The 12,436-nt window shown below is 43.0% G+C and carries 12 protein-coding genes and 1 tRNA gene; 9 read left to right on the forward strand and 4 right to left on the reverse strand.

All coding sequences use genetic code 11. The features are described from left to right. Positions 1–257: 257 nt before the first annotated feature. Positions 258–1,601, reverse strand: coding sequence for an acetyl-CoA carboxylase biotin carboxylase subunit (gene accC, locus H6G97_RS04065; protein ID WP_190939429.1), 1,344 nt, complete (start codon positions 1,599–1,601; stop codon positions 258–260). A gap of 216 nt (positions 1,602–1,817) precedes the next feature. Between accC and H6G97_RS04070 the strand changes: the two genes are divergently transcribed. The 8 genes from H6G97_RS04070 to H6G97_RS04110 all read left to right on the forward strand — a co-directional run bounded on the left by H6G97_RS04070 (position 1,818) and on the right by H6G97_RS04110 (position 8,681). Continuing rightward, positions 1,818–1,973 carry a hypothetical protein gene (locus H6G97_RS04070; RefSeq protein ID WP_190939430.1) on the forward strand — a complete coding sequence of 52 codons (156 nt, stop codon included), beginning with the start codon at positions 1,818–1,820 and terminating at the stop codon, positions 1,971–1,973. 62 nt (positions 1,974–2,035) lie between these two features. Further along, positions 2,036–2,116 (forward strand) — tRNA-Leu (locus H6G97_RS04075). Positions 2,117–2,322: 206 nt separating this feature from the next. Continuing rightward, positions 2,323–2,952 carry a chorismate lyase gene (locus H6G97_RS04080; protein ID WP_190939431.1) on the forward strand — a complete coding sequence of 210 codons (630 nt, stop codon included), beginning with the start codon at positions 2,323–2,325 and terminating at the stop codon, positions 2,950–2,952. A gap of 495 nt (positions 2,953–3,447) precedes the next feature. Further along, positions 3,448–5,217, forward strand: coding sequence for a DUF3352 domain-containing protein (locus H6G97_RS04085; RefSeq protein ID WP_190939432.1), 1,770 nt, complete (start codon positions 3,448–3,450; stop codon positions 5,215–5,217). 204 nt (positions 5,218–5,421) lie between these two features. Next, positions 5,422–6,483: a c-type cytochrome biogenesis protein CcsB gene (gene ccsB, locus H6G97_RS04090; protein ID WP_190939433.1), complete on the forward strand. Its 1,062-nt coding sequence runs from the start codon at positions 5,422–5,424 to the stop codon at positions 6,481–6,483. A 272-nt stretch (positions 6,484–6,755) separates the two neighbouring features. Then, positions 6,756–7,064, forward strand: a complete 309-nt coding sequence (locus H6G97_RS04095) for a KGK domain-containing protein (protein ID WP_094343439.1) — start codon at positions 6,756–6,758, stop codon at positions 7,062–7,064. Positions 7,065–7,216: 152 nt separating this feature from the next. Then, complete coding sequence (locus H6G97_RS04100) at positions 7,217–7,894, forward strand: Uma2 family endonuclease (protein WP_190939434.1); 678 nt, start codon at positions 7,217–7,219, stop codon at positions 7,892–7,894. A gap of 202 nt (positions 7,895–8,096) precedes the next feature. Further along, the gene (locus H6G97_RS04110) at positions 8,097–8,681 is read left to right on the forward strand and encodes an Npun_F5749 family FMN-dependent PPOX-type flavoprotein (RefSeq protein WP_190939435.1); all 585 of its coding nucleotides are present in this window, start codon (positions 8,097–8,099) and stop codon (positions 8,679–8,681) included. A gap of 45 nt (positions 8,682–8,726) precedes the next feature. On the opposite strand, the gene cysE is transcribed toward H6G97_RS04110, so the two are convergent. From cysE to rppA, 3 genes are all read right to left on the reverse strand, one after another. Beyond that, complete coding sequence (gene cysE / locus H6G97_RS04115; RefSeq protein WP_190939436.1) at positions 8,727–9,491, reverse strand: serine O-acetyltransferase; 765 nt, start codon at positions 9,489–9,491, stop codon at positions 8,727–8,729. Positions 9,492–9,848: 357 nt separating this feature from the next. After that, a complete protein-coding gene (locus H6G97_RS04120) occupies positions 9,849–10,340 on the reverse strand; it encodes a hypothetical protein (RefSeq protein ID WP_190939437.1) in 492 nt (163 codons plus the stop codon). Between the two features lie 285 nt (positions 10,341–10,625). Next, a complete protein-coding gene (gene rppA, locus H6G97_RS04125; RefSeq protein WP_190939515.1) occupies positions 10,626–11,324 on the reverse strand; it encodes a two-component system response regulator RppA in 699 nt (232 codons plus the stop codon). 120 nt (positions 11,325–11,444) lie between these two features. Here rppA and hisG point away from each other — a divergent pair, with 120 nt between their 5' ends. Continuing rightward, positions 11,445–12,089, forward strand: a complete 645-nt coding sequence (gene hisG, locus H6G97_RS04130) for an ATP phosphoribosyltransferase (RefSeq protein ID WP_190939438.1) — start codon at positions 11,445–11,447, stop codon at positions 12,087–12,089. Positions 12,090–12,436 lie beyond the last annotated feature (347 nt).

Genomic DNA, 12,436 nt, shown 5'->3' on the forward strand with positions numbered 1-12,436 from the left:
AGGCATTGGTTCCACTCCATCTCCCTCATCTTCTCCTACTCCTCATTCCCCACCCCCTAGTACAGGTCGGCGGAAATAAACCTACTATTTCATTACAGCCAGAAAGCCAAAAATTAAAGCAGGCGTGACTTTTGACTTTTGAACGCCAGTTGCTTCTCCTGTCGGAGACGCTAAGAGCGTAGCTTGCTTCCCCGTAGGGGTACAAGTCGGCAGAGCCGCCCAACGCACTGGCTCCTTTTGACTTTCGCCTTGCGGTGCTAGCCGTTCATTTCCTGAACAAAATTTGTATAGACATTACCCTGCAAAAACTGTGGAGTTTCCATAATTCTTTGATGAAATCCGATTGTCGTGGGTAATCCAGTGATGGCACATTCCCGGAGTGCGCGTTTCATGCGGTTAATAGCAGTGGGTCTGTCTGGGGCCCAAACAATTAACTTGCCGATTAAGGAATCGTAGTAAGGCGGGATTTGGTAATCTGTGTAAACGTGGGAATCAATGCGAACACCAGGGCCTCCAGGGGGAAGATAGCCACTGATTCGTCCAGGAGAAGGCCGAAAATCATGATCGGGATCTTCAGCGTTAATCCGGCACTCAATCGAATGACCTCGTAATACTACTTGGTCTTGGGTAAGCTTGAGTCTTTCCCCTTGGGCAATGCGGATTTGTTCAGCAACCAAGTCTATCCCAGTAATCATTTCTGTTACAGGATGTTCTACTTGAATGCGGGTGTTCATTTCCATAAAGTAGAATTTACCGGATCTATCCAAGAGAAACTCGATAGTACCCGCCCCACTGTAATTTATGAATTGGGCAGCTTTGACAGCAGCTTGTCCCATTTTCTCACGTAGGTCTTGGTCGAGAGCCGGACTAGGGGCTTCTTCTAGTAGCTTTTGATTCCGGCGCTGAATAGAGCAATCCCGCTCACCCAAATGGATCACGTTACCGTAGTTATCCGCCAAAATTTGAAATTCGATGTGGCGGGGACGTTCAATAAATTTTTCTATATAAACGCCAGAATTACCAAAAGCTGCTCCTGCTTCCCCTTGGGCTGCTAAGAAAAGTTTGACAAATTCATCTTCAGAACGCACCAGGCGCATACCCCGTCCACCACCACCCGCCGTGGCTTTAATCATTACTGGATAGCCGATATCCTTGGCGAATCCTAATCCTTCTTGCTCGGATTCTACCAATCCTTCACTACCAGGTACCGTAGGTACTCCAGCTTTTTGCATGGTTTCTTTGGCTGTGGATTTATCCCCCATCAGCCTGATAGCTTCTGGAGTTGGGCCAATAAAAGCAATATGATGGTCGGCACAGATTTCCGCAAACCGGGCATTTTCTGCCAAAAAGCCATAGCCTGGATGAATGGCAGTCGCATTGCGCGTCAGTGCAGCAGCAATAATATTGGGAATATTCAAATAACTTTTACTGCTAGCAGGTTCGCCAATACAAACCGCTTCATCAGCAAGTTGGACGTGGAGAGCATTACGGTCAACGGTGGAGTGAACTGCAACTGTCGCAATCCCCATTTCTTCACAGGCGCGGAGAATGCGAAGGGCGATTTCTCCCCGATTGGCAATTAATATTTTGTCAAACTTCATTTTTTAGTTTCGATATCATTACCAGTAGATTGATATTTTCTCTGATCCAACCTAAAACAACGCTTCCGCATTATTTCAAATTATCGCAGGAGATTCGCCACCCTGATTCTAAGCAAACTTGCATATTGCAGGCTTGCTGCGTCTTTGGGTCTTACTACACTAACAACATTGCTGCTGTAAGTCTTGGCTAGACTACCAAGCTGGGCTTTTGCGTAGGTGTCGCCAGTCGTAGACATCGCCTACGACGGGCGGGTACGTCATCGCACTGCACCGAACACAGTAGTTCTACCCTTTTTAATATCACTTGTGCGGCTGCTAGATTTCTGTCAGCCAGATACCGCCTTGAAAAAATTTATATTTTTGAGCAACTGAATTTAGATATCACCTTACTATAATTATTTTCTTATGCTATATTCTATATTTAGACAACCTGTGCGGATGTGGCGGAATTGGTATACGCGCACGCTTGAGGTGCGTGTGGCTTTGCCTTGGGAGTTCGAGTCTCCCCATCCGCATTTTTGTTTGTTTAATCATAGGGTCAATAGTCAAGGATAAAAAAACCTCAGACTATTGACCCTTAAATATAAGTTTATATATATAGTGAGGACTTTAGTCCTTGCTTGAAGTACTGAATTGCTTACTAAATACTAGCCAAATTTGCCTTGTCAAAGTACTAGTTTTTTATGCTTTTATAGAGATAGGTAAAGTTTTGTAAAAAGCATTGACTATTACTTTTACGCCGACAAACAACCTAACACTGCCACCAGCTTGGCATCGCCTCACTCCGATTTGGCAAGGAGGGGAGGAAATAATTCAGCAAAGTCTACCTCATACTCAGTTAGCACCTGCATGGCAGCTAATGCTCTTGGGTGACGGCTCCCCAACACGTCACTTAGAATTGCTCACAGGTGAGGCTGTAGAAGTAGATGTTATTGATATGTCATTGATTGGCATGGACTTGGATGCTGCTCCTGAGTTAATCCAAGCTGTCCCAGGGCCACGACTACGACGCCAAGTATGGCTGCGTACCCCTTCTGGTCAACGATTAGCCTATGCGACTTCGTGGTGGGAAGCCAGTCATGTCGATGAGTATTTGCAAAACCGTTCATTACCAATTTGGGCAAGTTTAGCTCGTCTTCGCACAGAATTGTATCGGGATGTTCGAGGAATTTATTATGGTGACTCATTGGCACTAGAGTCGGGTTTTGGTGTACCTGGGCCTTTTTGGGGTCGCCACTACTTGTTTTGGCATCATGGACAGCCACTCACATTAATTTATGAAGTTTTTTCACCTTATTTAACCAAATATTTGGGGTCTATGCAGTTGAGCGCTGTTAATGCTGATGCATAGTACTATTTAAAAGTTTTTCATATTTTGCAGTGCGCCCCAGAGTATGGCAATTTTGCGCTAGTGACTTTAAAGATTTGTAATCTATGTAAAATCCCGGTTATTGAATTGATCTTGTTTAGATAAAGTCAGTACCACAGATGGAAGCTTTATAAATAGAAAAATAGAAGGTGGTGTGGGTTACTGATTACTTGCAGCAATGCCCAAGTTAGTTATATCCTCAAAGTGCTTGAAATGACGGTTGTCTTTTTCGGAAAAGCTCCGAAAAAGACAACCGTCTAAAAGAAGTGTCCTGCGAAATTCAATAAAGCGTGTTAAAAAAGGTAACTAACCAGGAAAACACTGCTTTTGAAACATTCGAGAAGGTTGATTACGGAAATATCATCATCTAGGGTGGAGAAATCTATGAAGTTAACTGCCTTAGATCACAAGAAGCTTCTTGGTTGACTTAACCAATTAAGCAAGTAATGAGTTTGCAAATATGAGGTATAGGTTTCAATGGCACCGCCTCTTGTGTCTGTTCCGATGAAGAAAAATAAGAAATCGTCTCTGGTGTTGACGCTCTCGGCTGCTGGATTATTGATTAGTGGGGGGAGTGTAGGATACTGGTTGTTAGCGCAGAGACAAATATCTTCTAGCGATTTGCTAGTAGGTGCAAATATTATTCCTGGTGATGCTCTGTTTGCGGTTTCCTTAACAACAGATCCCCAGCAGTGGCAAAAATTGCGGCAGTTTGGGACAAGAGAAACCCAAACAGAACTGGACAAAAATTTAGTCCAGTTACGCGATCGCTTTCTGACTAATAATGGTTACGACTTCCAGAAAGATATCGCTCCTTGGGTAGGCAATGATGTGACAATCGCAATTCTTGCCCCAGCAATAGGGAGTAAATCTGCACCCAAACCAGTTACCACTAATGAAAATGCTGCTAGCGATCAGCAGTCGATGGTAATGGTATTGCCAGTGAAAAACCCAGAAATCGCCAAAAACATCTTGGCACAACCCAAAACCCTTAAACAAGGTAAATGGATTGACCGTACTTATCAAGGGATTGCCATCAAACAAAGTGAGGGACAACCAGGAGAAAACTTCTCGGCGGCATTACTAGATGGGCGTTTTTTAGTCATAACTGATAGTCCCAAAGCCACAGAACGAGCGATCGATGCCTACAAAAATAAAACATCTTTAGCTACAACTGGGGGCTTTACGGAAAATTTTCCGAAAATCGCCAACCATCAACCCTTTGCCCAGTTTTATGTAAATGTACCAACAGCAGCCAAAATAGCCGCCGCTTCTCCAAACCGCCCTTTACCTGCTCAAGTATTGGCTCAACTGCAAAATAACCAAGGTTTAGCGGGGACAATGACTTTAGAGTCAGAAGGAATCCGCTTCAAGGGCGTTTCTTGGCTAAACCCTAATAGTCAAAGAGTGCTGGCAGTGGAAAACAAAGCTGGGAAAATGCAAAGCCGCGTACCAGCGGAAACCTTGATGATGCTTTCGGGGGGTAACTTACAGAGGTTGTGGGGAGACTATGTTTTAACATCTCAGCGAAATCCTTTATCGCCGATCGCACCAGAACAGCTACGAGGCGGTGTAAAATCTCTGATTAATCTTGACTTAGATAAGGATTTGCTCAGTTGGATGAAAGGCGAATTTTCCTTATCATTGATTCCTAATACTCCAAAAGCAGGTTCACCAGATGATTTCCGTGCAGGTCTAGTGTTCATGGTACAGGCAAGCAATGCCTACAACGGGCAAAGTTTACGCCAATCAGCTGAAGCATCCTTAAAACAGCTAGATGACGTGATGAGAAATCAATACCAGTTCCAAGTTCAACCGGGGAAAGTCGCAGATAGACCTGTTGTTAACTGGGTTTCACCTTATGGTACGTTAACTGCCACCCACGGTTGGTTAGATGGAGATGTCGCCTTTCTAGTAGTGGGCGCTCCAATCACGGATAAAATTGTTCCCAAACCGAACAATGCATTAGCTAGCGCGATCCCCTTTCAAGAAACAGTTCCTACAGAACCAAATCCGACAAATGGTCAATTTTTCCTGGATGTGGAACGAACTGTGAAAAATTTCCCTTTACCAACTCTAATTCCCAATCAGCAAATTTTGTTAAATGCAACACGCTCAATTGGGATGACATCTGCTGTCAGCGATAGTCGTAGTAACCGCTATGACATTTTTATCGCACTCAAAAAAGTTACTAACGCGACTGCTTTGCCTAGTCCAGAAAGCAATAAGAGCAACTCTGTCAAATAGGGGGCTAGGGACTGGCTACTGGTTACAACGGAAGAAATTCTTTTAAGATTGGTTGGGATATGACTACATATTTATTTTGGCTAATCTCTAATCCCCAGTATCCAATCCCTATTTCTCTATTCCTCCTGTGCCATGATCCTCTAAACATATAGGATCAGAACAGTCAGAATCCATATTTTAAATTATCCACGGAGAGAACACTTTATGAATCTAGTTGTACTCCAGAACTGGCTGGACAATGCCTCCTTTGCCATATTATTCCTGACAATGCTGGTGTATTGGGGAGGCGCAGCTTTTCCGAATATACCTTATCTAGCTGCTTTGGGGACAGCTGGGATGGCGATCGCAAATTTGTGTATAGCTACTTTACTAGGGGCACGATGGATCGAAGCTGGTTATTTTCCCTTAAGTAATCTCTATGAATCTCTGTTTTTCTTAACTTGGGGAATTACCGCCGTTCATCTCATTGCCGAAAATAGTAGTCGTAGCCGCTTAGTAGGAGTTGCGACAGCGCCTGTGGCAATGGCGATCACTGCTTTTGCTACTATGACACTACCATCGCAAATGCAAGCGTCAGAACCCCTAGTACCTGCGTTGAAGTCAAATTGGCTGATGATGCATGTCAGCGTGATGATGTTGAGTTATTCTGCTTTGATGGTGGGTTCATTATTAGCGATCGCTTTCTTAATTGTCACTCGCGGCCAAAACATCCAATTACAAGGTAGTTCTGTTGGTACTGGCGGCTATCGCAGTAACGGCTATCGCTTGCACAAAGCATCCGAACTAATTTCTCAACCACCAACCCCTGCTGTCGAAAATAACGGCTTTGCCCGTTTTGAAACTACTAGCAACGGCAACGGCAACGGTAACACCGCTGTTTTGAATTTAGTAACTACTCCTGAATCTCAAGCTGTAGCATCTGCTGAACCTCTTTCACCTCAGCGCCTTACCCTTGCCGAAACCCTCGATAACATCAGCTATCGCATCATTGGATTAGGATTTCCCCTGCTGACAATTGGCATCATTGCCGGTGGGGTTTGGGCTAACGAAGCCTGGGGTTCTTACTGGAGTTGGGATCCGAAAGAAACTTGGGCATTAATTACCTGGTTAGTGTTCGCCGCCTACCTTCACGCCAGAATTACTCGCGGTTGGCAAGGGCGAAGTCCCGCAATTTTAGCCTCAACAGGTTTGCTTGTCGTTTGGGTTTGCTATCTCGGTGTAAATCTTTTGGGTAAAGGTTTACATTCTTACGGTTGGTTTTTCTAAGAACCTCACTAAGACAGTACTGAGTGTTGAGTATTTTACTTTTATTCATAACTCAGCACTTAGTAAAATCCCGCGTAAAACTATGGTGAGTTAAATATTTAAGTTGAAACGCAGAGGGGTGAAGAGTTTTTCTTCACCCCTTTGTGCAATACACAAATTATTACGATAATAACCAAGGACTAATGATAATTGACTAATGACCAAATTATCATTTTATTTCGGATCAACTGTTATATCTCTGGAAAATATAGATTTATTGACAGGAGATTTTTATGGAAGATGGATTTGAGAGACTAAACCATGATGAAGTTGTGTCTATAGAACCAGACACTTTTAATAAGTTAAATATTGCTAAAACTTTTAAAGTCCGTGATTTGATTACAGCAATTAAGGAATATATTGGGGCAGAAGAGACAGATGAAGTAAATTTGTATACCCAAGGATTAAATTGTGAAGTATTACAATTTAGTACTTTGGGATGGAAAAAAGGAAAAGTGAGACTTGCTTTAGAATTTTGTCCTGATGAATCTGAGTCCCCACTTGATGAAATTTTTCAAAAACTAAAACAAGTGGAAAATTAATATCCAATGAACAAAACATCCCTGGCTTCTTAAAGAAGTCGGGGATCTAATACTCTCTATGTTTGCAAATAAAATTAGTATGTGCTGAATCGCTATCAAAATTCATTAATAAAATAAAAATGTACTAATAACTAAGAAACGGTAAACCTATCATGCTAAATTACGATCCATTAGCTTGTTTGCCCTCCTCTGAGGAACTGCCAGACTCTGACGATACCCCTGTGGATAATGAATTACAAGATTTAATTCCTGGTTTACTCAAAGCAATACTTTCAATGGCATGGCCAGAAAGAATGGATTGGTTTTTTGGTATAGATATGGGAATTTATTATGACCCAGATTTACCGCCAATTGTGCCAGATGGATTTTTGAGTTTGGGGGTAAAGCGATTTTATGATGAAAACCTCCGTCCCAGTTATGTGCTTTGGGAAGAGAAGAAACTACCGATATTAGTGCTGGAAGTGATATCTCAGACATATCGCGGTGAGTATTCGACCAAAAAAGCAGAGTATGCAAGATTAGGGTTTTTGTATTATGTGGTTTACAATCCATTTCGTCGTCGTAAGCCACGTTTAGAAGTTTACAAATTATTTAATAATACTTATGAATTACATGATAGTAATCCCGTTTGGTTGCCAGAGATTGGTTTAGGAATTGGCGTAGAACGGGGAACTTATCTAGGCATTCCCCGCGAATGGTTATATTGGTACGATCATCAGGGGCAAAGGCTTTTAACACCACAAGAACAGGCTCAACAAGCTGAAAAACGCACCCAATTATTAGCAGAAAGATTGCGATCGCTTGGTGTAGATCCTGATTCTCTCTCCTGAATTGCTATCAAAATTCATTAATGAAATTTAGTATATTCACCCTGCTGTTCTGCCAAATCTCCTAACCACCAGAGAGTAATTGCTTGAGTTTGGACATCACCAATGCATTCTTTTATTTCCAAAGACTGATTGAAAAGTGCGATCGCTTTGTTGGTAAGATGTTCAGAAATACCTGGCGTTAGATTACCAACAGAATTGTATAATGTCTCTTGCTCCTTGGCGAGGTGCGATCGCTCATGCGCTCCATCGCAACCGCAGCCTTGTTTATGCCCGTTATCTGCAACTAGCAACGCTACAAGCTAATGGTCGCCCCGCTAATCGTACCCTAGTCTTTCGCGGCTTTCTGGAAGATACAAATCAGCTAAAATTTATCACCGATAACCGTAGCGCCAAAGCCGATCAGATACAGCAACAACCTTGGGCAGAAGTTTGCTGGTACTTTCCCAATACACGAGAACAATTCCGCATCACTGGTTATTTGACTTTGGTAAGCAGCGATGATTTTCACCAAGATTTACAGCCAGCGCGGATTGCAATGTGGCAAGAATTGAGTGATGCGGCGCGTTTACAGTTTGCTTGGCCCTATCCTGGTAAACCCAGAATCCAAGAATTAAGCGCCTTTGAGCCAGCAGCGCCCGATCCTGTTGAGCCAGCGGCTAATTTTTGTCTACTGCTACTTGATCCGATGCAAGTAGACCATTTAGAATTACGCGGCGAACCACAAAATCGATGGCTTTACTGCCGTAATGACCAGCAAGAGTGGTCTAACGAAGCAATTAATCCGTGATTTAGTCAAGAGTCAAAAGATCGGCCCTTAACCCTTGACGTTTAACTAAATGCCAGCACCATCTAGAAATTGCTGGATAGTCTTATCTTTGAGGTTGCACCAGCGAGTATCGTTAGTTGGTTCATCTTCTTTTGGAGCTAAACAACCCACTAAAACAGGAGTGTTTTCTGAAGAATTGGTACGCTGAAGAGTTTGTATTTGTTCTTCCAACGCCTCAATCCGGTCAACTAAAGCACGAATTACTTGGGCTTCTGAATCAGGTAAGTTATTGTGTTCAAGAGGTGCAACCCGAACTCCAGAACGATACATTATGCGCCCAGGCACACCCACCACAGTAGAGTCTGAAGGCACATCCCTAAGAACAACAGAACCTGCACCAATACGGACATTATTACCAATTTGGATATTGCCCAATACCTTAGCTCCAGCCCCAACTACGACGTTTTCACCCACAGTTGGATGGCGTTTACCACATTCTTTACCAGTACCCCCAAGGGTGACACCTTGATAAATTAGGGCATAGTCTCCCACGATCGCAGTTTCACCAATTACTACACCCATCCCGTGGTCAATAAACACACTTTGCCCAATAACTGCACCAGGGTGGATTTCAATTCCAGTTAAAAACCGAGCCAAGTGAGAAATCAGGCGGGGAATAAAGGGAAGACCAAGAACATACAGCCAGTGAGCCAGCCTATGGAATAGCAGGGCTTGCAAACCAGGGTAACAAAATAAAACTTCCAACCAGTTACGGGCAGCTGGGTCACGTTCAAATATGATACGAAAGTCAGCACGCAGTATAGATAGCACGAGATAGCACCCTCGGAAAGCACAACAAGCTACTCTCCCATATTATCCTCTCAGGTGTTACACCTAAAAATTGGGAATGGGGCACTTGTACTGAGCGACGCCGTAAAACCTACGGCATAGCTACGCTTAGGGCGCAGCCTCTCGTAGTATTGGGCATTGAAAATAGGCAGAGGGGAAGGGTGCCAATACTTCTCGGTTAACGGGAAAAGGGGAAAGGAAAAACCTTTAACCCTTACCCTTTACCCTTTTCCCCAAACCCGATTCCGAGTTAAAAATGCACAAAGTGAGAAGTATTGGGAAGGGTGCTGCTCTTGCGGAGAGGAAAATTCTTCTCTTTTGCTTCTTCCCCAGTCACCATCACTGCTGCTCAACTTTTAGGGTATAGTCGTGCTTCACTCCATTATTAAATGTACCTACCCAAATTTTATAAGTGCCAGGTTTCCAGTTGCGATCGCTAACGCTAGCATCTTTACTTTTGCCAGTGTCATCGCCGCAACGAATTGTATTTTGATCTGGGCCTTGAATTAGCAAAGTTGTATCGTTATTATTGCTATCAACTTGGATTGTTAACTGGGAAAAGTCATTTTCCAAAACCATAATGTGATCTGGAGTTGGATCGGCAAAACCAATACAGGCTTTTTGATCACGATCGCGGTTACTTATGGCAGACAATGAGTAAGAACCACCTGTGGAACCCTGCATTGTTCCTTGTGCTTGATCAAAGTTTGTTGATAAATTGAAAGTGCCAAAATTTGCTGTCTCTGCTATTACAGGGGTAGCTGTAATGGCGACAAGCATAGTCAACAGACAACTGCCGCGAAACTGAAGTCGGGGGCAACAGTGTTTCATAGTAGCCCTCCAACAGGCTTTTAAATTAGTAATGATATATACATATTCTAATGAAAAAAATCCAGTGAAATTTCAGTTAGATGTGCCACATAAAAATGTGCCACAAGTAATTGTTTGGAAAGCAAGCAGCTAATTGCTAGGTTGTTCTTAAACTAGACAGCACCTACAATTCCTCAAGGTGAGCATTTTAGTTTTTTACAAAGGGGCTTAAAAGCAGTCAAAGTATCGTAAAAATTAGGTTTTAAGCAAACACTAAGCAATGCCTACCATACAAAAGTTTCTTCGCTAAACTGACTCTACCAAGGAAACACCAAAACGATAGCCTTTACCATATACCGTGTGAATCAGCGTAGTTTCTTTACGTACTTCAATCTTACGACGCAGCAAGCGAATTAATGCCGCTATCACATTGCTGCTAGGTTGTTCTTCCTCTTGCCATAAATTTTGCATAATCTGGGCATGAGTTAGTAGTTGTCCAGTGTGTTCCATAAAGTATTGCAACAACTGGCTTTCTTTTTGCGATAGCTCAATTATCCGCCCTTGACGATAGGCTACTTGATTTTCACAATCGAGTTCTAAATCAGCAACAGTTAAACGTCCGGTAGTAGTTTCATTGGTTTGGGAACCGGAACGACGTAATAAAGCACGGACTCTCGCTAGTAATTCCCGCAGTTCAAAAGGTTTAACTAAATAGTCGTCCGCACCAGCGTCTAAACCTTGTACACGGTCATCGAGAGTATCTTTAGCTGTGAGAAAGAGTACTGGAGTGGTTTTACCTTGGTTTCGCAATTCTTGACAAATCTGTAACCCAGTTTTTCCTGGCAGCATCCAATCTAAAATCAGCAAGTCATAACTACCTGCTTGTGCAAGTTCGCTGCCAGATGTGCCATCGTAGGCGGCATCTACAGTGTAACTTTCACGAGTTAACAAGCGACTCAAGGGTTGAGTTAGTTCAACTTCATCATCAACTAATAAAATTCTCATGCTGCTTGTCTTGACATTCCCACGAGAAGCCAATGGTCTTTGTGCTGAAAATTTTGTCAGCAATAGAGATATTCTCAATATTAGTGAACTGCCGAGACGCTAAGGATACCAATAAAAAGAATGCTGACTGTTGCATTGCCAAAAGGGGAACTACTTAAAAATAGCATCCGCCTGCTACAAGCTGTAGGATTAGATTTTAGTGCTTTTTTAGATTCAGGAAAACGTCAACTTCAGATTACTGACGCTAGCGGACAAGCGAAAGGTTTGCTTGTACGGGCGCAGGATGTGCCCGTTTATGTAGAATATGGTCAGGCACAACTGGGTGTTGTTGGTTATGATGTGCTGCGCGAGAAACAGCCGCAAGTTGCCCATTTAGTAGATTTGCAGTTTGGGCATTGTCGGATGTCGGTGGCGGTAAAAGCAACCAGTTCTTACCGATCGCCTTTAGACTTACCACCGCATGGTAGAGTTGCTTCCAAGTATGTAAATTGCGCTCGTGAATATTTCCACAGTCTAGATTTACCTGTAGAAATAGTTCCCTTGTATGGTTCAGTGGAACTAGGCCCAATTACTGGAATGTCAGAAGCGATCGTGGATTTAGTTTCCACAGGGCGGACTTTAAGCGAAAATGGTTTGATTGAAATTGCGACTCTGTATGAAAGCACGGCGCGCTTGATTGCCCATCCTCTGAGTTACCGCTTGAACACGGGTAATCTGAGTGATGTGATTGCCAAGCTCCGAGAGGCACTTTTGGTAGAGGTTTAATACCAGTTTGTAATTCGAAATAATGCTCCGACATCGCTAACCCTACCTTTTCGTAGCATCTGGTATATAAGACAGTAATTCCTAATTTAAGGGACTTCCAAAAAAATACTCAACTACTTCTTGTGGGGTATGCGTCTCGCAGTGTGTCAATTTAACTTAAAAATTAGTCAAGACATTTTGAGAGATTGCCTCGTTCCCAGCTTCATGCTGGGAATGTCTATACAGAGGCTCTACTTTTATTACTCGTGGCAGCAACCCAATTTTCAAAGGGTTTTGACTAAATTAACACCAATTAAGCTACCCGTACCTTGTATTGCATTTAGCACGTAGCAACTTCACACATATAA

It is taken from the genome of Nostoc flagelliforme FACHB-838 (assembly GCF_014698065.1).
Lineage (GTDB): Bacteria > Cyanobacteriota > Cyanobacteriia > Cyanobacteriales > Nostocaceae > Nostoc > Nostoc flagelliforme_B.

What these genes read in the sequence shown, in the direction of transcription:
- H6G97_RS04110 (WP_190939435.1), top strand. Translation starts at nt 8,097, where the DNA reads ATGTCTCTTGCTCCTTGGCGAGGTGCGATCGCTCATGCGCTCCATCGC.
- H6G97_RS04095 (WP_094343439.1), top strand. Translation starts at nt 6,756, where the DNA reads ATGGAAGATGGATTTGAGAGACTAAACCATGATGAAGTTGTGTCTATA.
- accC (WP_190939429.1), bottom strand. Translation starts at nt 1,601, where the DNA reads ATGAAGTTTGACAAAATATTAATTGCCAATCGGGGAGAAATCGCCCTT.
- ccsB (WP_190939433.1), top strand. Translation starts at nt 5,422, where the DNA reads ATGAATCTAGTTGTACTCCAGAACTGGCTGGACAATGCCTCCTTTGCC.
- hisG (WP_190939438.1), top strand. Translation starts at nt 11,445, where the DNA reads ATGCTGACTGTTGCATTGCCAAAAGGGGAACTACTTAAAAATAGCATC.
- H6G97_RS04100 (WP_190939434.1), top strand. Translation starts at nt 7,217, where the DNA reads ATGCTAAATTACGATCCATTAGCTTGTTTGCCCTCCTCTGAGGAACTG.
- H6G97_RS04085 (WP_190939432.1), top strand. Translation starts at nt 3,448, where the DNA reads ATGGCACCGCCTCTTGTGTCTGTTCCGATGAAGAAAAATAAGAAATCG.
- rppA (WP_190939515.1), bottom strand. Translation starts at nt 11,324, where the DNA reads ATGAGAATTTTATTAGTTGATGATGAAGTTGAACTAACTCAACCCTTG.
- H6G97_RS04120 (WP_190939437.1), bottom strand. Translation starts at nt 10,340, where the DNA reads ATGAAACACTGTTGCCCCCGACTTCAGTTTCGCGGCAGTTGTCTGTTG.